This window comes from Ruminococcus flavefaciens (assembly GCF_900108555.1).
In the GTDB taxonomy this organism is placed as follows: domain Bacteria; phylum Bacillota; class Clostridia; order Oscillospirales; family Ruminococcaceae; genus Ruminococcus; species Ruminococcus flavefaciens_P.
In genome coordinates this window covers 16,000-38,723 of record NZ_FNWV01000018.1, presented here as the reverse complement: position 1 = coordinate 38,723, position 22,724 = coordinate 16,000, and the positions used below count along the sequence as shown (strand labels likewise).

Sequence of the window (22,724 nt, the reverse complement as noted above, 5' to 3'; positions counted from 1 at the left end):
TCGGCAAATGGGTAGTACTTTTCTATGCACTCCATTAAATGAGTTCCATAACCTTTTCTATGATAGATGCTGTCAATAAAAATTCTGCCAATGTACACAGTATTTTTTGTTTCGTCCGAGAATATGATGGCTGCTCCCACAATATCTTTTCCTATCATTGCCTGATACAAATGCCCCTCTCGAGCCATTTGTTTATGCCATTCTACTGAATCATATTCAGGCGGACAGTCGCCTTTTGTTCCGCCAACATTTACGTCTGTTTCAAATGCTCTGACAGACATGTCTACAATTGTTTTTACCTGTTTTTCTTCTGCTATGACAATATTCATTCTACTTCCTCGATCTTCTTACAAACTCCGATTTATCACAGTTCCCTGCTTACTATCCATATTATACACTGCACTATCGTCCAAAGTCAAGGATACATATATAGAATACCGCTAATTGAGCATTTTTGTTTCACGTATTTACATTATAGCGGCGATATGCTATAATAAGTGATAAGAAACGCAAAGGAGCTATATATGGGAAATCAAGAGATCATTGACAGGGACACTTACCGAAAAATCAAGAAAATGAACCGAGAAGAGCTTACAAAGTTCATCCTTCAGTACGGAGATGAGTTGCTCGGAGAACAGGGTAAAACAATTGATCTTCCGGCTCTTGAAGCTGAGCTGAGCAAGATCAAGGGTATAGGCGATAAGCGCCTTGAAGAGATTATGGTCGTTATTGAGAAATTCTTAGATGTCGAATAATAGAAATCAGGTTTTGTGTGTGAAATAAAGAAAGCCGAACGCAGCGACCTAGCTGTGTTTAAAAAAGGAGAAACTATGAAGGATTCATTCAAAAAAAAGGTTGCTGCAATAATTGCAGCGCTAATACTTCTGTGCATAGCTTCTGGAGCTGTTTATTTGAGAAAGAATTATGTAAAGATCGACGGCAAAATCTATAAAACAGATATCCAAGAAATAAGCCCGAATCTAAGGTATACTAATATTAAGGAAATCAATAGATGCACAGAAGTTGAGGATCTGATGTTGACATCAGCTAATGAAAATGATATCAGTAGCTTGGCAGATTTTAAAAAACTTTCTATATTGACTCTGTCACTATCCAGTGTAAACAGGTTCGATTCAAAAAAAATAAGTACATTCAGCAGTTTACAGAAACTGTATACTTATCGTACAGATATTGACCTTGGAGGATTCAATAATAGCAATCTGTCTTATGTTAATATTCTATTCAGTGATGTCAAAAACTTTGATTCACTTGCAGGGTGTTTATCGCTCAGAAGCATATCATTATTAGATACAATTGTTGATGACAATATAATCAATTCTGACGGAAGCTATGTTATGAAGGACTGTAAATTCTTGTCTTCTTTTGACAATGTAACTGAGCTGTTTATATATGTTGATAGCATAGAAGATGTTTCTGGAATTTGTGAAATGGATTCTTTGAAAAGTCTGACCGTTTCAGAGGGATCTATTTCAGATGAAGCAATACATCAGCTTGACGAGAAAGGAATAAAAGTCACTCAGAAAAAAAGTGATGATTGATATTTGCTGTTCAGGCATAGCTGGTACTGATCTTTTCGGTGGTATCGTTGATTGGACTGGAGAAATAGTCACAGGTGAATGACATATAATGGAGTAAGTATATGAAAGAACAGCTTAAAGAAGCGATAATGCAGACGATAGCATCGTGGGACGAACCTGATATATATGTCGTTTCATTGTATGTATATGACCACGACGACGATCCGTGTCGTCCTACTGTAACTGTCGGATATAATACAGAATCATATATGAACGAGCAGCTTGAATATGCTTCGGATGAGGAAGAAGCTCGCTGGAATTATGCGTTCTGGCTGCAAAATGACGACTTCATATTTGGAATGGATGACACAGCCGATACTGTCAGACAATGGATAATTAACAGCAACTTTGCTTATTGTCAGGCTTGCGATACTACTCCTGTTGAATTTGAGTCTGAGATAACAGAAGCATTTGTTGAAATGCTTGTCGACATTGTAAGAGAACTGCATGAATCAGGTTTTATCCAGGAGACATTTGGACGTGAAATACCTGTACTCATACATGAGCTTGAATATTATTACGAGATAGCTGAGCAGAATATACGTGCGAACGGAATAGAACTTGTTGATGATTTTGCGAGATTCTGTGGGTATTATGATTAATATAGCCTTATGCTTTAAGAAAGTGAAAGCATCAATAGATATAAGGAGCAAAATATGTTCAATGATAAGATTGCCATAGTCACAGGCGGCGCAAATGGTATTGGAAAGTGTATAGCCGAGGAGTTCCGCAAGAATGGTGCGACGGTGTGTGTTATAGACAAGGCTTACGGCGATCACTTTGTCGGTGACATCTCTGACAAGTCTGTGCTTGAAAAGTTTACACAGCAGGTAATATCCGAGCACGGACACATCGACTATCTCATCAACAACGCTCTGCCGCTGATGAAAGGCATTGACGAGTGCAGTTATGAGGAGTTTCAGTATGCGCTGGCGGTGGGAGTAACTGCGCCTTTCTATCTGTCAAAGCTGTTCGCGCTCTACTTCAATAACGGCGGCAGTATCATCAATATTTCGTCCACGCGTGACCGTATGAGTCAGCCGCAGACCGAGAGCTACACTGCGGCAAAGGGCGGTATAGCTGCGCTCACTCACGCACTTGCGGTCAGCCTTGCAGGTAAAGTGCGTGTGAACTCTATCTCCCCGGGGTGGATAGATACGTCATATAAGGTTTACGAAGGTCCCGACGCTTATCAGCAGCCCTGCGGACGTGTGGGGAATCCCCTCGACATTGCCAATATGGTTCTTTTTCTATGCTCAGACAAAGCAGGCTTTATCACAGGCGAGAACATTTGCATCGACGGCGGTATGACAAAGCTGATGATATATCACGGCGACAACGGCTGGAAACTTGAATGAACGATATTGTCCGCCCATACGGGCGGATATCTTATATCTTTTTAATTGTAATAAATTTGAATTATGTGCTTGACAGTAATTCTGCTTTGTTATGACAGAGCAACGTATCACTTTACTTTCACGAGTCATTATGATATAATTTAAGTACAGAAATACGGTTTAATCTATACCCATATATATGTTGGATACAGGTTAGAAAATGAAGTTTTGTTAGTCAATTACGCTTTTTAGAAAAATTGAATTTCGTAAAACTATAAAAAAGATCACTTTTTGAGAATTTCAGGTTTTGTATTTTCTGAAAAAACGTAATCGTTATAAAAAAATGTTGTTTTAGGATGATAGACAGTATATCATGTTAGGGGGATTTGCTACATGGCTCGTTATCAAAACTTAAAAGATTATCTGCAGAATGAACATATTAAGCTCATTGATAAAGCAGTAACGGAGCATCAAAACAGTGATGTGGACATAAACGGAAATACTCTTATTGAGTCGCTGTATTGTACAGATGATAATTACAATGATTTGAAAATGGAGCTTGTGGTTTCAGTTGACAGTAATGAAACTGTTTCCGGAAAGAAGTATTACAAAGTCACTTTACTCGGTAATCTTGACCGAAAGCTTCAGGATATTCGGGTTAAAGAAGTTGACAAGTGTGAAAAAAGTGATATTCGTGATGATAACCTACTAAGCCAGTTCATTCTTCCAAATGTAAGGGCAGAGGATCTTGAGCGTATAGGCAATGAGCTCTTTTCTTATTATGATATATTCGCTGGCATGCATGGATATGGGCTATCGTTGGGTAAAATTATTGACAATATGAACGCCCCGATATTCTTTGCAGACCTTCCTGATGACTGCCTTGGAAGAATAAACCTTGTTGATACTGACATAAAGATTTATCGGTGGGATATACAAAAGCAAAACATTCAAGAGGATTGCGGTCATGCTAAGCCAGGAGTAATCCTTTTAAATAAGAAGAAATACTTTGATGAGAAGGACGGTGAGCTTCTTGTAACTGTAGCACATGAGCTGGTTCACTGGCACCTACATCAGCGTTTTTTTAAACTGCTTGTCCTGTTAGGAACAGATGCTGATACTATGAATTGTCTGGAAAAGCCTGTTGCTTTTGCTGATAACATGCCAGATATACAAAAAGCTCTTTGTATTGCTGAATGGCAAGCAAATGCTCTTGCAATGAGACTTGCTATCCCTTCATGTACTGTTGATGCTGCAAACAAAAAAATTGCCAACGATCTATCTACTTATAACGGGAATTATGGCGACATGAGGCAGACGTTTGTAAAAAAATTTGCAAAAATGTATGGGGTTTCACTATATGTAGCTAAAACACGAAATCGGCAGTTAGGCTATGACGGTGTTGACGGTACATGCCTGGAGTATGAAGAGAACGGGAAGAAGATACAGCCTGCTCCGTTCTACTTCCAGCTAGGTACGCTTAAAGAAAATGAGACATTTGTAATATACCGTAAAAATTATGAAAAGCTCATGCACGAAGATAAAGTATTTGCCGAACTTATAAACTCTGGCAGATATGTGTATCTCGGGTATGTTGTATGTCGTCTGGATGGAAAATATATAGATGTCGAATTTAGTGAAGATGGTATTAGACTTGTTCTTTCTGAAAATGCGAGAAATAATGCAGATGAATGTTGTATAAAGTTTTCAGTATGTAGCAGAGTGTATGAGAGAGAATATTCATATCAAGAACAGGTATACTTATCGAATACAAAAAATACCAGTATAATAGATTTAACCCCTTTAATTCCGGAGGATTTAAAAAAAGAAGTCGATGATTATCTATCTGAAGAAATAAAGACTGCAAAACTGCGCACATTTGGAGAGACGCTTCAATATCATTTGTTCGGTTCAGATTTCACCGTTATAGATGAGAACGGTTCTTTTACTCATAAAGCTGAAGAAATTATTGATGAATTTTCGTCAAATATATCTCTCAGCAATACTATTATAAAAAAATACCTTAAGGGAGAAAGTTATCCAAAGCTACAAACGTTGATGCTACTTTGTGTTGAATTAGGCTTGGATATTGAAAAAGGCCGAGATTTAATTGCCAAAGCTGGATATAATCTTGATAGTCCAATTCCAGAATGTAAAATATGCAAGCTGATTTTTGGTACATCTAAAGAGCATGCGCTATATCTTATTAACAACTGGAAGAAAATAGTTAAGTATTTTGAGGAGATGTCTTGATTTAAAATAAATAGATAAAAAATAAAAATTAATCCGTTTTGAGAACTTTTTGTTTTCGTAAAACAGGCTTATTCAGGCATCATGCTACTATCGCATGGTGCCTTTTTATTTTTTTATAGCGTTTTTATGAAAACTTTTTGTTTTTGAGGAACAGCTTTTTGACTGATATAATGTTAAGTATAAGGTTGCAACCTTAAATTTCAATAGGAGGTATTTAAAAATGGAAGAAACGTTTGAAGATCTTGCATGGGCGGTTACAAGTGATCCTTTTGACGCACAAAAGCTCATTGAACAGCATAAAAAGGAACTGAATGTAAGAGTTGTAGAACTCTCAGAAAGTTTAGCTGCAGAGAAGTGTGCTGAACAAACTGAGAAACTACGCACAGAAATCACAGAACAGGTCCGTCGTGAATTCACGGTTGAGGAAGGAACAAAACTGTTTCACTCATCACCGTTTATAAGCGAGACAGTCAAAATAGGCGGTTATGTGTTTGATGGGGCGAGTTTTATCGCGCACAAGGTAAAGAAGGATCCAGCCTACGATGAAAAGCATCTGGATCTGAACCCCTATTTTGATCACTGGCAGCTGAAGTACAAGACAAGGGGACCTAAGTTTATCTCCTCAGTCAAAGTCACGGGGTGCCTTATCGTTGCGGCTTCGGGACCAGGAATTTGCTATGCATTCCTTATTATAATCAAAGGCCGCGCAAGCCCATTGATATTCTACGACGGAGATTTGAGTGACCGCAGAATAATTTCCGAGTTACAGCTCGAAGATACATCTCTTGAAACAAAATATGTTGCAGAGGCTTTTCGAAGATCGCTGCTTATGTGTTCAGCTGTATACTTTTATTCACCTCCAACACATGCAGGTTGGTGCTTGACTCCGAGTGGAGATAGTATATTCTGTTCATCAGAGTACAATAATCTCTTATTCAAAAGATTATATAAAGGCAAAGGGTTACGTAATGTTTTTGAAGATATCATGCTCGATAAACCAAAACGTGCATACAGTGATATTTTAGCAGACTACCATAATCTTGTCAAGGATTCTCTTCCGATGAAGATCGGCACAGTAATTTCGGCGATGAGCCGATTACTTCCACAATTTAAGGAAGAGAGCCTGACGCAAGACAGGGCTTGGGCGGTCGAAACCTCTGATGACACAACATCTAAGGTCATGACGGTGGTTATGCAGAATAGGCAGCATCGGACAATGGAAACACTATTCTCTTCAATGCGGCTTCCGTACATCGAAGAGCAGGCAAAGAGATATGTCGACTGTGTTGCTATCATTCGTCATGATTGCACTATTTGCTCAATGCACGATTTCAATAAAATATTAAAATATTTATATGAATTGCTGCATAACGGAAATGGTAATGATGATCTCAAAAGGATAGTACCTGTTCTGGTCATAGATCGCGCCGGAAGCATACCTGAGGGCCTCGAATTGCATCAGTTATCACTAACAGAGCAGCTTAAAATTGAGAATCTTGAAAAAGTTCAGAAAGTAGTCGGAGAACTCGATTGCAACATCGTGAAGTTTGCTGAACGTAATCCGGATGCATTGAAGCAACGCATGAAAAAAGCGATAGCTAATGCTAGAGAAATGATTAAGACACTTCCAATGAGAAGCCAGAGCAGTTCTGCGGTAATTTTTATCGCAACCGCCCTGCTGCTTAGGGAAGGCGGATTATTCACAGACAGTGATGTACAAGATATGCTTCAGTGGCTTCGCAATGAGGTCAAGGAAAGAACTTCTATGAGTCGTAGTGTTTGTAAAGCAATCGGTGATGTAACGAGCGATGCAGTATGTACTGGCAGACTAGAAATAGGACTAGAGGAAGGCCCACCATATTGGAACCATGAAAAGGCGTTGATTTCCAGTGATGATTCTTTTTGCTTAACACGGAACGTTTTTATTGAGGAAATACTTGCCAATTCAGATGTATCAGTAGGCATAAATAAGGCTATGGAAGCTTTGGAAGCCGAGGGTGTCTTAATTCCTTATCCTAATTCAAAGGATAACCAGAAAATTTGGAGAGTTCAAATTGAAGGCGGTTATAAAAAAAAGCCAAAGCGATTTTACACGTTCTCGAGGGAGTGGTTGTCGCCAGAAGCTAATAACATCATCGATGAGTATGTTGCTTCAGATGTTTTCCATAGAATAGAAGAGGCTATTGAGCATTTTTTTCCATATATAAAACATCGTCGCCTTGATATGGCTTGTGGCCAGTTCATCAAGGAATATAATACGATAAATCCGTTCGTGGCAGTCTGTGGTTCTCCTGGGTCAGGTAAGACAGACTTTCTCATGATGCAGGCGTTGCAACGAGCAACAGCAGATGATGTGGTAATCATTCTCGATCCGACAAATTCTTACTGTGAATATGAATGGAGTCAGCATAAAGTTCCAAAGAAGATAGTCGACGAAAGGGTTTTGTTCTGGGATATGAGCGTTAAGGGCTTTCCGATTGATTTGCTTGACTTCAGCAACTGCACAAATGTTTATCAGAAAAGGGAACGCTTGTTTAGTATGTTGCTTTCCGGCTCACATCTTTCTGGCTGCAATCAGCTCAACATCCTGATGACAGCTGTCGAAATAATGGTGGATAAGATAGAGAATGGTGAGAAGAATATGTATAACTTGATCGTCGGCTCATTTGGAGATAAAAAGGACGAAATCAAGGTGATGAATAGAGTCCTCTCTGTTTTCAGTACAATAGCCACTAATAATGAGGCGCCTCCAGGGTGGGACAAACTGTTAGCGGACAGAGGAAAAATCATAGTGATTTCCACAGGAAATGCCACAGTAAAGGTTGACTGCAATCCGCTTGACATGGTGGCAGATCACCTCTATAGTTACAAGGACGCACACCGTGCTGGAAACGTTAGCCTTATTCTTGATGAAATTCAGACGATGAATCTGGACATAGGCGCACCGATCGATATACTTCTTTCTAATGGCAGAAAAGTCAATATAGCAGCATTTCTGGCGTCACAGAGGTACTCTAATGGTAATGATAATCTGGGCAGAGTGTTCGACTATTGTGGCACTAAGATCTTTTTCAGCCCTATGGAGTCATGCATTGAGGCTGTTTCCGAGAAAACGCACATTTCTGTGGACGTGTTGCGCGGTTTCGAACAGGGCGAGTGTGCCTTTATCGGCCCGGCCTATAGCGAACATAAAGGCAAAAATATCCCTATCAGGAACGCATTAATTGGCGTGACTTATCGTCCGCCGTATGTCGGTTCATATGATTAAAGTTTACATAAGAGCGGCCTTATCGGCCGCTCCATGACTGATTTTAGGAGGTGATGATATGGCGAAGAAAGCGCAGAGGATTACGTTATATAAACGCATTTGGGCTCGAATAAGGTATTGGCAAAATCTTCGTGATATTTCTGATTCTGAGCTGGCTGCATGTTTACAAGTAAGCGATCGCACTTTAAAAGAGTATGATCGTTCTGCTCAGCACATTACTCTTGAAAAATTAGATAATTTCCTTTACGTTAATGGCATGGAGTTTAGTGATTTAATGTCGTTATAACGTATCCCTCTTTACATTGAGCGTAGAAAGTGCTATAATAGTATTGATATGATACTCCTTTCTGCGCTCAGAAAGGATGAACTGTATGAAGCGTAAAGCAACGTTACTCCCTTCAGGAAACTATCGTATTCAAGTTACTATAGGAAAGAAGGAAAACGGAACTCGTGAAACGAAGTCGTTTACTGCTAAATCCGAAGCAGAGGTTCTTCGTCTCGCTGATGAATATGTTAAGTTTGGTGGGCATATTGACCCAAGCCGAATAACAGTTAGGGATGCTTTTGACATCTATATCGAAGCCAAAAGTAATCTCATTGCTCCCTCAACATTGTACGGGTATCAATCAGCTGCTAAAAATAGGCTAAAATCGATACATAATGTATTCATTACAGATTTAAAGCTTCTTGATATTCAAAGGGCTATAAATCTTGAAGCAGAGCGCGGTATAGGTTATAAGTCTATCAAACTTGCTTATGATCTTCTGAGGAGCTCTGCCCTTCTGCTTGAAGTTGAACTACCACCACTGAAAAAACTTAGACTCCCGCCAAAGCCTATAAAGACAGAAGACCTTCCTGATTTGGATAAAGTTCTTAACGTCATTATCGGTTCAAGCGTAGAACTCCCCTGTTTATTAGCGATTTGGTGCGGTGGAATGCGCATTTCAGAAGTCCGTGGGCTTCAGTTCGGAGATATCTTTGAGGACGACAACGGTAGGTATATTAAAGTTAGGCGTGCAAAGGTTTGTATTAATGGACACGACGTCGTTGAGCAACGTAATAAAACTTTGCAATCCACACGAGATATTCCTATACCAGATTATATTTACAATTTGATCCAACAAGTTCCACATACCAGCTCAGAAGATTTTATTGTCAATGAGAACTATGGAGCAATCAAACGCAGATATGACAGACTTCTAAAGAAGAATAACCTCAAAATGAGATTCCATGACCTCAGAGCTCAATTTGCTACTACAATGAACGGACTTGGAATTGAGAAAGAGGTCCTTGAGAAACTCGGTGGTTGGTCCAACTCAAAAATACTCGATAGTGTTTATATCCGCACATCCAAACAAAAAGTACGTGAAAGCTTGAAGGTCTTCGATTCCTATATGTATGGCGTCATTAATGGTGATGCAGAAAAAGCATCGTGAAGCAGATTTGCTTCACGAAAGCAAAACATCGCCTTGTAAACAGCGTAATATAGGCAAGAACTGGTACAATGGGAAGAAATTCAAGTCCTTCTGCCCCTGCCAGAACGATAAAGCCTGTATTTCGAGAAAAGCACCGAAATACAGGCTTTTCTCTTACCTGTTTCAAACAGTTCAAACCGCAATTTTGCAGCTCCGTGTGCATAAAAAACAGGTGAAATGCACACGAAATGCACACGAAATGCACACGACTAAAAGGCAGTATAACGATAATAAATGAAGCCAGCTCCCTTTACGGGAGCTGATTCTATTTAAAAATATTCATTAACAAAAAGCTTTCAATGAATGTTACCGTTGCTATACTCCTCCAAGAATTCCGCCGGACTGATACCGCCTTTCACAAGATGGCTGAATCTTATCAATTCTTTGGGACATTCATCAAGTTCTGCTGTTGTGGCTGATTCGATTCGGAGTAGCGAAAAGTCCCTTTGGATAAATACACCGCCGCTGGAATGACAAGCGTTCTTTTCAAATACTACACACCTTACGGTCATATCGTTCATATCAAGATCTGTGGTTTTTATAGGACTTCTGTTATCCTCAACGACGACAGCAAATGTATTGTCATAAGTGAATACAACAACATCACCGGTTGCGTATCGATGCGGTATCCAAGCATATGCACCATATAAACTCCAGCCTATTCTGTCGTTATATAGATTCCACAAATCATAAGGCTCACCATTTTCATTGATAAGTGCTGTTATATCTGTAACATTTTCAAATTCATTTATTCTCGCTTTTACTATACAAAACTCATTTTCGTAATGATTCTTCTTTACTTCATCTATAGCAGCTTCAAAAGTATTGAATGTTCCATGGAAACCGATATTATCTGTGGCATGAGCGCTAAAAACATGATTATTGTCAGGACGGTACATATCAGCAAGAACCTTTTCGGTAGAATCAATGTACTCTTTTAAAGCTGATTTAAGGTCAATTTCTCGACAATAGTATGTTCCAAGTTTAAAATCCTCTGCTGAATATGTATCATATCTCTCTTTCAGCGCTTCTAACTTCTTCTCTATTGAACATATGCGGCTACGGACTATCAGTATGCATTCTATCGCAGGTTCAAGTGTTTGGTCTTTAAGATGTTCTCTCAAAGTATCTGAGTCGATAAAATCGAGAACTGATGTTTTCATAGTTAATACCTCCTAAATTGATTTAAAACTATTGATTTTTCTTCCCTCTATGATATAATATAACAAAGGCTATGTACGAAAAAGCGAACACTCCTATCCGTATACTATAAATAGAACAAGCAGAGCGAGGTGTTACTATGTACACGATACAGCCCAAGAAGCTGATGATCATCAATATTCTCGATATATTGAAGAAATACACTGACGAAGACCACCGACTGTCTCAGAAGGACATTGTTGATATTCTCAAAAAAGAGTATAGTATGCCTGCGGACAGAAAAGCGGTAAAGAGCAACCTGATGAACCTTGTGGACTTCGGATATCCTATCAATTACAGCGAATCGCTTCGCAAGGACAAAAACGGCGAGGACAAGACTGTTCTGACCGATTGGTATCTCAGCCACGACTTCAGCGACGCAGAACTGCGCCTGCTTATTGATGGGCTCCTGTTCTCACGCCATATTCCATATAGCCAGCGAAAAGAGCTTATCACGAAGCTGGAGGGGCTGTCCTCTGTATACTTTCATAGCAAGGTACGTCATATCTGTACTATGCCCGATGACAGCAGCTCGAACAAGCAGCTCTTCTTCACTATCGATGTTCTCGACGAGGCTATAGAAAAGAAGCGTCAGGTAGAGTTTGAGTATTGCAGCTACGGTACCGATAAGCAGCTCCACCCACGCAGGAACGATAACGGAGAGATTCGCAGATATATAGTGAATCCGTACCAGCTTGCAGTCATGAGCGGTCGTTATTACCTTATCTGCAACTACGATAAGTACGACAGGCTCTCCAATTACCGCGTAGACAGAATCAGCGATATCCGTATGCTCGATGCTCCGATAAAGCCTGCGGATAAGGTTGCCGGATATAAGTACGGGCTCGATCTTGCTGAACACATGGCAGAGCACATATATATGTTCACAAGCGAGAAGATAAATGTGAAGTTCCGTGCCAATAGCTACATTATCAACGACATCATCGACTACTTCGGAACTGACATTGATATTTTCGATGTCACTGACAAAGATTTCATTGTCCGTGCGCATATAAGCGAAGAGGATATGTTCAAGTGGGCGGTGCAGTATGCAGGTCACGCTGTTGTTCTTGAACCTGCTCCCCTCAGGAAGCGTGTCATAGATGAGCTAAAAAAGGCGATTAATAACTATGAACAGGAGGAATGAACTATGACTTTTGAAGAAATCAAAGAAGAGGCTAAATCAGCTGAAACTCTCGAAAAACTCTTTTCACTTTGGAAACAGGCTCATGCTGCTGAGGCGAACTATGAGGAAACCACTGTATCGTATTGGACGTATAAAAGGAAAGAGAAATATCCTCCCATAGAACAGAAGTCATTTGTAGCAGATGGGTATATTTCTGAAGATGAATACAATAGTTCAGAGAAAAAGGTTTTGTTTGTGCTTAGGGAAGCTAATATAGTCATGTATCGAAAAGATGAAATGAAGGATTCTAAAGGTAAATCAATAGAGGAAGATAAAAGATCCCAGTTAGGATTCTACAAATGGTTTATTAATGATTTAAAATCTAATAGACCAAAGCAGCAAGAAAAAATGGCTCGAATGGCATATTATCTTCAGCATCCTGAATTATCTAAGGAAGAACGAAAAAAGCCTAATGAAGAAGGTATGAAGAAAGCGCTTGCTTCCTGCGCATATATGAATTTAAACAAACGAGGCGGAGGACCATTTGTTGATTGGCAAGTGTTTGAAAAATACATTGAAAAATATAAGGCTTTTATAGTACGTCAAATAAAAATAATGAAGCCTGATTACATTGTTTATGTAGGTCCAAATAGAGTAGACATTTCAGCTTCTTTAGATTCACAGATTAAAGAAATCTCCATGTGGCATACGTCTTATCGAATGAAAGGTCAAGAACGTAGCAAGAATCCTCAATATGGTTTGGATAAAAACGTTGATTGTTATATGCGAAAGTTTTTTGAAAAGGTAAAAGAAAATGAAAGATGAATTCGTTGTTATCGACATCACAACAAACGGTCTGGACGAAGATGCTGAGATAGTCAGCTTTGCTGCGCTCAGGTTTGAAAACGGAGTACCTACCGAACGCTTCTTTGAGTATGTCAACAGCGGAGCTGTCCTGTCTGATAGTGTTTCCGAGATACTTGGGATTACAGATGATACGCTGCAAAGGTACGGCACAACTATGGAAGATGCTTATTGGCAATTCATTGAGTTCTGCTACGACAGCAATCTTGTCACTATGCACCATGACTTTGATAATAAGTTCATAGAGCGCATACGCAAGGATTATGATCTCCCAGCTCTTGAAAACCGGTTTACCAACCTTGATACCTTGTTTCACCTAACATTTAATCGAGGCTACAGCACACTCTTCGCTGAGAAACAGTTTGGTATCACCACAGACGAAACAGGCAGTTGGAGACATCTTGATGTTGCAGGAAAGGCATATATTGCTTTATCGAGTAAAAAATGATATAATAGTTTTATAATCTTAGCTTTAAGCTATAAGTGTATAGGAGGTATTACTATGAGCGGCAAAATAACTGATAAAACCACCCGATATAAATCAGGTTTTGAGCCTGATTTATTTGTGCCAAAAGACTTTTCTCCGCATCGATATGCTTTAGGGAAAAAAGGCTGTAATCCGCTTGTTACAATTTGTATGAACCCTTCTGCAGCACGAGATACTGAAAGCGATAGGACTATTAATAGAATTATCAGTGTAAGTGAAAAGCTTAACTCTGATGGTTGGATAGTATTCAATCTGTATCCAGAGCGAGCAACGAATGCGATAAAGATGGATAGTTTCAAATCGGAATTATTAAAAGAAAACTTGAAAACAATAAGAAAGTTCTTAAAAGATAATAATATATCCGAAGTCTGGGGAGCATGGGGAGATAACAGGTTTAATCTTAAAGCATTAAACGAAGGAAAAGATCAACTCTTGAAAATGCTATCAGAAATAGGAGTTAAGGTTTTCTACTTCGGTACACTCACTCGCAAAGGGAATCCTCGTCATCCCCTTCAGAGACATGAAAAATGGGATCTTTCAAATAAAGAATACTTGGAATTATAAAAGAATTAGCTATTGCTATTTATACTAGACTATCCTCTGCTCCTACTATAGAATTATCATTCAAACGATGTACGAAATATGGTACATCGTTTCTTTTATAATATAATAGGGGCGATAGTATGAATGATAAGGATATACGCATAATATTGATAAACTTCCTTCTTGCAGAACGTCAAGATATCCGCATATATCAGGAAAAGTCAATAGGCAGCTCTATTTGTGATGTAATGGCTGTCAGCTCTCACCTTACGGGTTATGAGATCAAGAGCGACAGCGATGACTACAGCAGGCTTGACAGACAGGTATCTGCCTACGATGATTTCTTTGATAAGAATTATCTCGTAATCAGCCAGAAGCACAGAAAATCAGCTGAAAACAAAGTTCCTCGTCATTGGGGAATTATAAACATAGAGCAGGACAGTGTTGAAATCCTTCGCAGAGCAGCTGATAATCCTAACGTGTCAAGGCGCTCGCAGCTTACTGTACTATGGAAGCTCGAGCTGAAAAATATACTTGTCAAAAACTCGATGCCAATGTATGCTCAGAAGGACAAAAATTTTATTTCGTACCAGATCTCAAAACAAGTTGATCCTGCTGTTCTTGGGAAACAAATTGCCTATGAGCTTTATAATCGGGATTATTCTTATTATGATGCAAAAGACTTTACTATCAGGAACGAAAGCGCTACAAGTCAAACGCCGTTTTTAGAGCTTCTTGAAAAGGTCGCAGAAGACGATACAAACAGCTTTACTCTCGAGGAATGGATATCTTTATATAGTAAGGCAAAGGAGATTCAACAGGAAAAGCAGAAGCTGTTTGCAGCAACTGTTACACCAAGAGCTGAACACAAGATAAAGTATTCCGATATTGAAGTCTCTCTCGGAGCGCCGTGGATATCAGAAGGAATATTGAATGATTTTATTTACCATCTTCTCGGAATCAGTTCTGACCTGGTAAAATATGAATATACGACCGGAACTTGGTCAATACAGCATAAGAAGTTTTTTGATAACACAGCTTGCACCGTAAAATACGGCTTGAAAAGGTATAATGCTTTATATATCATAGAAGCAACCATGAACCTTCGTGAAATAAAGCTTTATGACTCAAATAACAAATATGATGAAACAGATACAATAGCTGCACTTGATAAGCAGCGCCTTATAATAGAAGAATTCCGAAAATGGATATGGCTCGACGATGACAGGATTTGGGAAGTAGAAGAAGCATACAACAAAATGTTTTCTGACCTTGATAAAAAAACATATAGCGGAAGAGAAATGCTCTTTCCCGAAATGTCTGAAAGCTTTGAACTATATGATTTTCAGAAGGCCGCAGTTGAAAGAATAATTAATGAGAATAATACGCTTCTTGCCTTTGATGTTGGCTCCGGAAAGACATATATAATGATAACGGCAGCTATGAAAATGCGACAAATGGGAATGTCGCGCAAAAATATGTTTGTCGTGCCGAATAATATTGTTGGTCAGTGGGAAAAGATATTCACCGACTTATATCCAAAGGCAAAGCTCCTCACTATCGATCCGAAAAGCTTTAAGCCTGAACTGAGAGAAAAAGTCCTTGTTCAGATGCGTGACGGAGACTATGACGGAATCATAATAGCTTACAGCTGCTTTGAAATGATACCTCTGTCCAGCACTTGCGTTATCGATAATATGGAGCAGCAGCTTCAAAAGCTGAACGAAGCGGTACGCTCATTACGATACGGCGATGCACGAATTACGATTATTAATCGTGAAAAAGAATATATACACAGGCTTACAGACGAGCTTCTCAGTTCTATGGAAAAAGCGCCTCTTCACATAACTTTTGATCAGCTTGAAATAAACACTATTTTTCTTGACGAAGCTCATAATTTTAAGAATATCCCGATCCGTACAAGGCTTAAAAATCTTCGCGGTATTAATGTCAAAGGTTCGAGTAAATGCCACGAAATGCTGAAAAAGATCCATTGTGTTCAGGAACAGAACGGTGGTCGTGGAGCTGTCCTTGCAACCGGCACGCCCTACGCATCACCTTATCAACACTAAAAAATACCGAAATTCCGCACTTTTTCAAATGCTGAATTTCACCTCAATACCTGTTTCATCGGATATAAGCACGACATCAATCATAGCTGCCGCTACATCGTGCTTTTCCTGAACCGTCAGTTTATCCCACTGCTTCATAGGTTCTTCCAAAGGCTTTGTGTCGATCGCCTTACGCTTACGGCACATGGTCTGCATTTTTTTATCAAGCTCCGACTTCTGTTCGTGCAGGGCGCTCACACGCTTCTGAATGTAGTCAAAGAGTACGCTGTCCGCATCAGCGAGCTTTTCCATGAGCTTCTGTATCTCGCTGTCAATGCGAATGATCTCCGTCTTGATACTCTCCGTTTCGGTGTCGGGCTTGCTGTCCTCACGCTTTGCGATTTTGAGCTGTTCGATACGCTTCTGCATTTCTTTCAGCACAGCGTCCTCGACCTGTCTCGGCTTTAACTGAATGGGCGGAGTGGGACAGCCGTTCAGCGTGAATTTGCCGTAGTCGATGAAGCGATGATACACAACACCTTTTCTGTTCGCACAGTGATTGAAGTGCATTGCATATCCGCAGCAGGCACATTTCACCATACCCACAAGCCAAGAGTTCATAGCCTTGCCGTTTGTCGGGAACTTGCTCTGGTGCGACTTCCTGTCCTGCACTCTCAGCCACGTTTCCGCAGGCACAAGCCCCTCATGGTAGGCTACCTTGACAAAATGCGTATCATCAAGCCCGGCGTGAACGAACAAACCGTGAATACCGTCATAGGCTTCAATATCGTCAAGCATTTCATATCCTTTGGAAAGAAAATAACGATACACTTCTTTATCCGCACGAACATACAGCGGATTTTCAAGAATACGGCTCAGGTGCGATCTGTCAAGATTGGAAATGCCTGTTTTCGTGCGTGGTGTCGGTCTTGAAGCATTGATACCGTTCTCCGTCATGTAGCGGATAATATCGGTCAGAGAGTTTTCGGGATGCTGATACAGGTCATACGCCACACGCACTGCCTCCGCATTCTCCGAGGGAACAAGCACCGAACCTGTCTTGCCGTTAATTGTTCTTCTTTCGGGAGTATAGCCGAACTGAACTTTTCCGCCCTGATAAAAGCCTGTTTCTCTTGCTTTTGTCTGAAACGCATCTGCCACTCTTGCAGCGATCGTCTCACGCTCAAACTCTGCAAAATTCAGCAGATTGTTTCGCATCATACGACCCTCTTTTGTCTCCGTATTGAACGGCTCAGAGAGCGAATAGACGGTCACACCGTAGCGGTCAAGCTCGTCCGTAATGTTAAGATACTCACGCATATTACGGCTGAAACGGTCATACTTTTTCACGATAATTCTGCTGATAAGCCCCTCACGGGCATCGCTCATCATCTGCATAAATGCGGGACGGTGCATCACATCTTTGCCCGACTTGCCGTCATCGCAGTAGATACGATAATCGCACTCGCCCACAAATCTGATACACTCCTCCTTCTGTGCGGAAATGGACAAGCTGTTGTTGCCCTTATCCTTGTCGCTGACGGATCGGCGTACATAGATAGCCGTGATACCGTCATTTGTTTTCGTTGTTCTTTTCATTGTTGACCTCCAATTGCGTTTGCAATCGGACGGTTGGTTTTACATCTATATCATAGCGCAACCGTCCGAAAATTGCAACAGCGTTCTTGTAACTGTAATCATTTTTCGGCAGATTGCCAGATCATTCAGTTGTTTCTTTTGTTCCATTGCGGCGCATTGCACCGAGGAAAATATCGTACATCTTGTTGATCTTCTGCTGTCTGATATTTTCGGGGACATCATCGGGGTAAGAAACTCTCACCTTGATACCCTCATCAGACACATAGTCAACTGCCTTCTCTCTCTTTTCTATGGCAGATGTTGTATTCAAATTTTTAGTCCTTTCCGACAGCTTTATCTTTCTCGCTGTCTGTCATTTCGGGTTTGGTTATCAGCATCATCGCATCTTTCAGCTCATGCTGGATTGTATAAGTGTCGCAGTACCAGTTATCGACATAACGCTTGCAGACAGCAAGCTGAATATCCATAGGTCTGCGCCTAAGTGTACCCTCCGTCATACGCAGGAGCTTTGCGACGGCAGGCAGGAAATAAAGGCAGTCATCACCCTTATGCTCCGCTATCTCCCTGCGCTGTTCAGCATACTCGTCCGAGGTGAATTTTGCAATAATTTCATCAACGGACTCCTTGTAAATGCCGTCATAGTTGAACAGCATACGCTCTTTGTCGAAACGCCCTTTGAACGGGATACCGCTTGCGGCGAGGGCAATGCTTATCAGCTTGCCCTTGTCAGTATCTATTGAAACATATTCCTTGTTGCTGCTCTCATAATCGTCACCAACAAGAAAAACATAGTCACTCATTCAAAGCCACCTTTCATCAATCCTCGCCAAACAGAGTACGGGGAGAATCCTCATACAGAGTAGCCTTGTCATTATCCGCAGGAGCGCTGTCCGTCAGGCTGTCTATATCCGAATCGGACATACCGCCGTCACGGAGCTTTTCAAGCTGTTCATGCTCACGCTCGATTGCAGAGAAAAGGTCTTTGCCACTCAGCTTGTACTTGTCGGACAGAAACATGATGTAGAGCTTATTGTACTCTGCCTTATCCTTGTCAAGCTCCTTTGTCTCGTCAGCGATAGTTTTCTCACGCTTAGCGATCTTCTTTTCGAGCTTCGCCAGCTTGTCAGCGATAGAAGTTGTAGCCATATCATCACCACCATTCTGAATTTTAGTCGAGCCGAACTACTCAGCCCCATACTAAAATTATAGCGCACTTTCGGGGTGAAAGTCTATTCGCAGTGCGCATGAACTTGGGTGCGCCATAAAACTTTTCTTATCGTGAAATTGTTATGGGGAATTTTGAAACGGACATAAAAAAATGCAGAGCTGGTGTTGCTCTGCATTGGGTAAGTATATTCAGTTTTTGGTGCTAAGATAAATCAGAATTTGCCGTTATTTGTTTCCTATGCCCAGATCGCCATCGCCAAAGTGCCGACAACAATCATAATCAACCCGGCAAGCGCCTTTCTTCTCAACTTTTCTTTGAATACGAAATAGGAAAAAGCGACGGAAACGATAATGCTGAGCTTATCAATCGGTACGACAACGCTGACAACGCCGTTCTGTATGGAGTAATAGTAACAGAGCCATGATGCGCCTGTGGCAATCCCGGACAGAGCTATGAATACAAGTTCTTTGGAATCAGTATTTTTCAGTTCAGCACCTTTGCCTTTAACGAAGACGATCAGCCAAGCCATAACAAGAACAACACCAGTACGGATCGCCGTCCCGAGATTTGATTCTACATCCGTTATGCCGATCTTTCCCAGAATAGAGGTCAGGGCAGCAAAAACAGCGGAACCGATCGCGTAGGGCAGCCACGTGCGCTTTGTGTCCTTTGCTTCAGTTTTCTTCTTTTCGATCATCAGAAACACGCCTGCCGCAAGAAGTGCAGTACCGATCAGCTTGACCGCCAGATGTTCTGTCTCACTGAAAAGGATGATTGCGATAAGCACTGTCAGAACCGTGCTGGATTTATCGACGGGAACGACCTTGTTCACATCGCCGACGGACAGGGCTTTAAAATAGCAGATCCACGAGGCTCCTGTCGCAAATCCGGACAGAATTAAGAAGATGATAGATTTTGCCGATATTTCCGTGATCGTTCCAGCAGAGCCAACGATAAACACCATGATCCAGGCAAAAAGGAGTACAACGACCGTCCGCAGAGCAGTCGCCACGTCTGAATCAGTCTTTTTGATTCCGCATTTCGCAAGTATCGCCGTAAGTCCGGCAAAGAGCGCGGACAAAGCAGCCATGATCAGCCACATATCTTCCCCTTATTCATTGTCATATATTCTGGTAATTCTCGTCCATCAATTATCTCTAAGATAAATTCCGATTTTCACGAGCAAGCCGTGTGCTTACTCCTACCTCTAAATTATATCATACCTTCCCCAAAAAAGCAATCCCATTTTCAAGAAATCCACCCTCCAAAATCACCGTCATCATTAACAGAAATCCCGTGTTGAAACTATGCAAGAGGGAGAATCGTCATGAACAAACTGTAAACTTTTCGGAAAATCATGAGCATTTTCTCAAAAACATCGGTAGTAAAGTAGAAGGGTATTTTCATGGGCGGTCAGGCGGGGTAAAAATTTGAATGTAACGATAAGCATATCGACATTCAAAATCGGCTCAGAGAGCCGAGAAAATACTTTCACCAGACTGCCGCCCACCTGGCATCATAACTGCGCCGAACACCGGTAAAATACTCTCAGAGCCGTGCGGATACAGAGAGAAAGTCGCATAGCTCCAATCACGCAGGAGCGTGAAAAATCGCCGTGAAACGGCAAAAAAACAAGTGAGGGCGTGAAACGCCCGACATATTTCACAAGCACGGTATAAAGTATTACGATTATGGAAAATCGTAAACTTTATACGGCTTGTTAGGGGAAAATTCCCCTAAGACCCCTGAGAGGTCGGCATAGCCGACCGAGATACAGAAAGGAGACACAATGTCAATATTCAAAAAGCCCGAAAAAGGCTTACTTGCAAAGCTGTTCAAGCATAAGCAAGTCGAGGAGCTTGCGGAAGAACTTGCCCACACTTATGCGGACGAAATGCAGGAAGAATTGCAGTCCGAAAGTGGCGAGCCGACAAGCGCCGAGGACACCGCTGCCGAGCCTGTTCCAATGCTCGAAGTCACGGAATCGGGCGAGGTGGATTTCACAGAACCGCCCGAAACCACCGAGGGCGAATCTCCACCGCAGGACACCGAGCCGAGCGAAGTCCGAAAGCACCTGATTACATTCCGAGTGAATGATATGGAGCTTGAAGCAATCAACCGCCGATATGCCGAAACATCGTTCAGAAGCAGGGGTGATTATTGCAGATATTCTGCACTCACCGTGATGAATGTGGAAGAAGATACCGAGGACATCAAGCAGATAGCGAGGTACATTTCGTCTATCTCCAATTCGTTCAATCAGGTAGCCCATAGAGTGAATAAAGGCGGCAAACTTTACGATGAAGATATTGCCGATATGAAAGAGAGGTTAGAAGAAGTTTGGCGATTACTCGTATCCATACGATCCACACGGGAACATACGGTGCAATTGCTTATATCTGCAACCCAGACAAAACCGCAGACGGCAAATATGTTGTTAGCAACCTGTGCGTATCTTCTCCATCTGGAGCATCAGAACAATTTAGAAACATCAGGCAGTCAGTCGGCACAGGACGAAGCCGAAGCGAGTGCCAGCACATAATACAATCATTCGCTCCGGGGGAAGTCACTCCCGAACGGGCTTTGCTTATCGGGCAGGAGCTTTGCAAGGCACTTTTTAATGACGAGTATCAGTATGTGCTTGCCGTCCATGTAGACCACTCCCATGTGCATAATCACATCATCGTGAACAATGTAAATTTCTACTCGGGCAAAACCTTTGAGACTGAGCATAATCAGGGCAAAATTCCCGACCGAGTGTGGAGCAAACTCCGCACGATTTCGGACGAACTTTGCAGAAAGCACGGACTTTCTATCATCGAAAATCCTGAATTATCAAAGGGCAAGAGCCATTGGGAGTGGGAGCTTGACAAGCAAAATCTTTCGTGGAAGGAACAGCTTAAAAGGGCTATTGATGAGGTTATCAAGGTCAGCGAGGACTTTGAGGATTTCCTTGCAAAATGTGCCGATTTCGGCATATTGGTTGACTACAATCCCGACCACAAAATTGACCTGAAATTTATGCTTGCGGAGCAGAAAGAACGCAATCCGAGGGCGAAGTTTACAAGAGCGAAAACGCTGGGATACTTCTACGAGAGCCAGCAGATCAGAAAGCGTATCGAGAGCTATAAGTACCAAATGTCGCACAGCCCGAAAGCGAAGATTATCCGCACCACAGCGGAGAGATTTCAGCAGTCGCAGGGCTTGCAGAACTGGGCAGACCGTGAGAATATGAAAGCAGCGAGCAAGGCTCTGAACGAAATGACCGCAAGCAATTCCACCCTTGAAGAATTGGAAAGTGCAGCTCATAGGGCGTTTGCTGAATTTACGGTCATGTCAACACCGCAGTTTGAATTAAGCGACCGTATCCACGAATTAGAGAAGCAGATTCCTGCTATCGAGGAATACCGCAAGTACAAGGTCTACTACAAGAATTATACTTCTCTGGAGGGCAAGGCGAAGACCAAGTACAAGAGCGATTTTTGCTATGAACTTGACGAGTATCACAAGGCTTACAAGAAGCTGATAGAGCTATTCCCCGACGCTCATATACCTAAACTCAGCAAGATGAAAACGGAGCTTGAAAATACCCGAAAAGAATATGCCAAGATGAGTGCGGAGCGTAAAGCCCTAAAGAAAGAAGCGGACAGGCTTTCAAGGCTGGCACAGCAAAAGCGTGACAGTCAGAGAACGCTTGCCCGATATATGCAAAACGAACAGGCTGTCAAGAGAAAGAAAAATCAGCTTGAATAAAG

22 protein-coding genes are annotated in these 22,724 nt (G+C 41.4%); 15 read left to right on the top strand and 7 right to left on the bottom strand.

Features of this window, described 5'->3' with window-relative positions; all coding sequences use genetic code 11:
- Positions 1-329, bottom strand: a 329-nt coding sequence (locus BLW60_RS15400; protein WP_074718966.1) for a GNAT family N-acetyltransferase, incomplete at its 3' end; no start/stop codon positions are given.
- Between the two features lie 195 nt (positions 330-524).
- Between BLW60_RS15400 and BLW60_RS15395 the strand changes: the two genes are divergently transcribed.
- The 8 genes from BLW60_RS15395 to BLW60_RS15360 all read left to right on the top strand — a co-directional run bounded on the left by BLW60_RS15395 (position 525) and on the right by BLW60_RS15360 (position 9,892).
- Positions 525-755 carry a hypothetical protein gene (locus BLW60_RS15395; protein WP_074718964.1) on the top strand — a complete coding sequence of 77 codons (231 nt, stop codon included), beginning with the start codon at positions 525-527 and terminating at the stop codon, positions 753-755.
- A 75-nt stretch (positions 756-830) separates the two neighbouring features.
- Complete coding sequence (locus tag BLW60_RS15390; RefSeq protein ID WP_074718962.1) at positions 831-1,559, top strand: hypothetical protein; 729 nt, start codon at positions 831-833, stop codon at positions 1,557-1,559.
- 101 nt (positions 1,560-1,660) lie between these two features.
- Positions 1,661-2,200 (top strand): DUF4303 domain-containing protein, encoded by a 540-nt coding sequence (locus tag BLW60_RS15385; RefSeq protein ID WP_074718960.1) that lies wholly within the window; start codon positions 1,661-1,663, stop codon positions 2,198-2,200.
- A 54-nt stretch (positions 2,201-2,254) separates the two neighbouring features.
- On the top strand, positions 2,255-2,956 hold the full coding sequence (locus BLW60_RS15380) for an SDR family oxidoreductase (RefSeq protein ID WP_074718958.1): 702 nt from the start codon (positions 2,255-2,257) through the stop codon (positions 2,954-2,956).
- A gap of 372 nt (positions 2,957-3,328) precedes the next feature.
- Positions 3,329-5,188, top strand: coding sequence for an ImmA/IrrE family metallo-endopeptidase (locus tag BLW60_RS15375; protein ID WP_074718956.1), 1,860 nt, complete (start codon positions 3,329-3,331; stop codon positions 5,186-5,188).
- A gap of 220 nt (positions 5,189-5,408) precedes the next feature.
- Positions 5,409-8,456 (top strand): type IV secretory system conjugative DNA transfer family protein, encoded by a 3,048-nt coding sequence (locus tag BLW60_RS15370; protein WP_074718954.1) that lies wholly within the window; start codon positions 5,409-5,411, stop codon positions 8,454-8,456.
- 58 nt (positions 8,457-8,514) lie between these two features.
- Positions 8,515-8,742 (top strand): hypothetical protein, encoded by a 228-nt coding sequence (locus BLW60_RS15365; RefSeq protein WP_074718952.1) that lies wholly within the window; start codon positions 8,515-8,517, stop codon positions 8,740-8,742.
- 85 nt (positions 8,743-8,827) lie between these two features.
- The gene (locus tag BLW60_RS15360) at positions 8,828-9,892 is read left to right on the top strand and encodes a site-specific integrase (RefSeq protein WP_074718950.1); all 1,065 of its coding nucleotides are present in this window, start codon (positions 8,828-8,830) and stop codon (positions 9,890-9,892) included.
- Between the two features lie 335 nt (positions 9,893-10,227).
- Here BLW60_RS15360 and BLW60_RS15350 read toward each other — a convergent pair whose 3' ends face one another.
- Complete coding sequence (locus tag BLW60_RS15350) at positions 10,228-11,094, bottom strand: hypothetical protein (RefSeq protein WP_074718946.1); 867 nt, start codon at positions 11,092-11,094, stop codon at positions 10,228-10,230.
- A gap of 137 nt (positions 11,095-11,231) precedes the next feature.
- On the opposite strand from BLW60_RS15350, the gene BLW60_RS15345 reads away from it, so the two are divergent.
- The 5 genes from BLW60_RS15345 (at position 11,232) to BLW60_RS15325 (ending at position 16,223) form a co-directional block, all read left to right on the top strand.
- Complete coding sequence (locus tag BLW60_RS15345; RefSeq protein ID WP_074718944.1) at positions 11,232-12,278, top strand: helix-turn-helix transcriptional regulator; 1,047 nt, start codon at positions 11,232-11,234, stop codon at positions 12,276-12,278.
- Positions 12,279-12,281: 3 nt separating this feature from the next.
- Positions 12,282-13,082 (top strand): hypothetical protein, encoded by an 801-nt coding sequence (locus BLW60_RS15340; protein WP_074718942.1) that lies wholly within the window; start codon positions 12,282-12,284, stop codon positions 13,080-13,082.
- Positions 13,072-13,569 carry a 3'-5' exonuclease gene (locus BLW60_RS15335; RefSeq protein WP_074718940.1) on the top strand — a complete coding sequence of 166 codons (498 nt, stop codon included), beginning with the start codon at positions 13,072-13,074 and terminating at the stop codon, positions 13,567-13,569. Before BLW60_RS15340 ends, BLW60_RS15335 begins: the two co-directional genes overlap by 11 nt.
- 54 nt (positions 13,570-13,623) lie before the next feature.
- Entirely contained in the window at positions 13,624-14,172 is a 549-nt protein-coding gene (locus BLW60_RS15330; RefSeq protein ID WP_028520385.1) for a DUF1643 domain-containing protein, read from the top strand.
- A gap of 119 nt (positions 14,173-14,291) precedes the next feature.
- The gene (locus tag BLW60_RS15325) at positions 14,292-16,223 is read left to right on the top strand and encodes a sce7726 family protein (RefSeq protein ID WP_074718938.1); all 1,932 of its coding nucleotides are present in this window, start codon (positions 14,292-14,294) and stop codon (positions 16,221-16,223) included.
- Between the two features lie 24 nt (positions 16,224-16,247).
- Here BLW60_RS15325 and BLW60_RS15320 read toward each other — a convergent pair whose 3' ends face one another.
- The 5 genes from BLW60_RS15320 to BLW60_RS15300 all read right to left on the bottom strand — a co-directional run bounded on the left by BLW60_RS15320 (position 16,248) and on the right by BLW60_RS15300 (position 20,071).
- Positions 16,248-17,801: a recombinase family protein gene (locus BLW60_RS15320; RefSeq protein ID WP_074718936.1), complete on the bottom strand. Its 1,554-nt coding sequence runs from the start codon at positions 17,799-17,801 to the stop codon at positions 16,248-16,250.
- A gap of 121 nt (positions 17,802-17,922) precedes the next feature.
- Positions 17,923-18,111, bottom strand: a complete 189-nt coding sequence (locus BLW60_RS15315) for a hypothetical protein (protein ID WP_074718935.1) — start codon at positions 18,109-18,111, stop codon at positions 17,923-17,925.
- A gap of 4 nt (positions 18,112-18,115) precedes the next feature.
- Positions 18,116-18,601 (bottom strand): hypothetical protein, encoded by a 486-nt coding sequence (locus BLW60_RS15310; protein ID WP_074718933.1) that lies wholly within the window; start codon positions 18,599-18,601, stop codon positions 18,116-18,118.
- 16 nt (positions 18,602-18,617) lie between these two features.
- On the bottom strand, positions 18,618-18,947 hold the full coding sequence (locus BLW60_RS15305) for a hypothetical protein (protein WP_074718931.1): 330 nt from the start codon (positions 18,945-18,947) through the stop codon (positions 18,618-18,620).
- A gap of 257 nt (positions 18,948-19,204) precedes the next feature.
- On the bottom strand, positions 19,205-20,071 hold the full coding sequence (locus BLW60_RS15300) for an EamA family transporter (protein WP_074718929.1): 867 nt from the start codon (positions 20,069-20,071) through the stop codon (positions 19,205-19,207).
- Between the two features lie 687 nt (positions 20,072-20,758).
- Here BLW60_RS15300 and BLW60_RS16605 point away from each other — a divergent pair.
- Both BLW60_RS16605 and BLW60_RS15290 read left to right on the top strand, forming a co-directional pair.
- A complete protein-coding gene (locus BLW60_RS16605) occupies positions 20,759-21,511 on the top strand; it encodes a plasmid mobilization protein (RefSeq protein WP_074718927.1) in 753 nt (250 codons plus the stop codon).
- The gene (locus BLW60_RS15290) at positions 21,415-22,722 is read left to right on the top strand and encodes a relaxase/mobilization nuclease domain-containing protein (protein WP_074718968.1); all 1,308 of its coding nucleotides are present in this window, start codon (positions 21,415-21,417) and stop codon (positions 22,720-22,722) included. Before BLW60_RS16605 ends, BLW60_RS15290 begins: the two co-directional genes overlap by 97 nt.
- The last annotated feature ends 2 nt before the right edge of the window (positions 22,723-22,724 follow it).

Coding starts and splice junctions, on each gene's coding strand:
- BLW60_RS15395 (WP_074718964.1), top strand. CDS start 525: ATGGGAAATCAAGAGATCATTGACAGGGACACTTACCGAAAAATCAAG.
- BLW60_RS15390 (WP_074718962.1), top strand. CDS start 831: ATGAAGGATTCATTCAAAAAAAAGGTTGCTGCAATAATTGCAGCGCTA.
- BLW60_RS15385 (WP_074718960.1), top strand. CDS start 1,661: ATGAAAGAACAGCTTAAAGAAGCGATAATGCAGACGATAGCATCGTGG.
- BLW60_RS15380 (WP_074718958.1), top strand. CDS start 2,255: ATGTTCAATGATAAGATTGCCATAGTCACAGGCGGCGCAAATGGTATT.
- BLW60_RS15375 (WP_074718956.1), top strand. CDS start 3,329: ATGGCTCGTTATCAAAACTTAAAAGATTATCTGCAGAATGAACATATT.
- BLW60_RS15370 (WP_074718954.1), top strand. CDS start 5,409: ATGGAAGAAACGTTTGAAGATCTTGCATGGGCGGTTACAAGTGATCCT.
- BLW60_RS15365 (WP_074718952.1), top strand. CDS start 8,515: ATGGCGAAGAAAGCGCAGAGGATTACGTTATATAAACGCATTTGGGCT.
- BLW60_RS15360 (WP_074718950.1), top strand. CDS start 8,828: ATGAAGCGTAAAGCAACGTTACTCCCTTCAGGAAACTATCGTATTCAA.
- BLW60_RS15350 (WP_074718946.1), bottom strand. CDS start 11,094: ATGAAAACATCAGTTCTCGATTTTATCGACTCAGATACTTTGAGAGAA.
- BLW60_RS15345 (WP_074718944.1), top strand. CDS start 11,232: ATGTACACGATACAGCCCAAGAAGCTGATGATCATCAATATTCTCGAT.
- BLW60_RS15340 (WP_074718942.1), top strand. CDS start 12,282: ATGACTTTTGAAGAAATCAAAGAAGAGGCTAAATCAGCTGAAACTCTC.
- BLW60_RS15335 (WP_074718940.1), top strand. CDS start 13,072: ATGAAAGATGAATTCGTTGTTATCGACATCACAACAAACGGTCTGGAC.
- BLW60_RS15330 (WP_028520385.1), top strand. CDS start 13,624: ATGAGCGGCAAAATAACTGATAAAACCACCCGATATAAATCAGGTTTT.
- BLW60_RS15325 (WP_074718938.1), top strand. CDS start 14,292: ATGAATGATAAGGATATACGCATAATATTGATAAACTTCCTTCTTGCA.
- BLW60_RS15320 (WP_074718936.1), bottom strand. CDS start 17,801: ATGAAAAGAACAACGAAAACAAATGACGGTATCACGGCTATCTATGTA.
- BLW60_RS15310 (WP_074718933.1), bottom strand. CDS start 18,601: ATGAGTGACTATGTTTTTCTTGTTGGTGACGATTATGAGAGCAGCAAC.
- BLW60_RS15305 (WP_074718931.1), bottom strand. CDS start 18,947: ATGGCTACAACTTCTATCGCTGACAAGCTGGCGAAGCTCGAAAAGAAG.
- BLW60_RS15300 (WP_074718929.1), bottom strand. CDS start 20,071: ATGTGGCTGATCATGGCTGCTTTGTCCGCGCTCTTTGCCGGACTTACG.
- BLW60_RS16605 (WP_074718927.1), top strand. CDS start 20,759: ATGTCAATATTCAAAAAGCCCGAAAAAGGCTTACTTGCAAAGCTGTTC.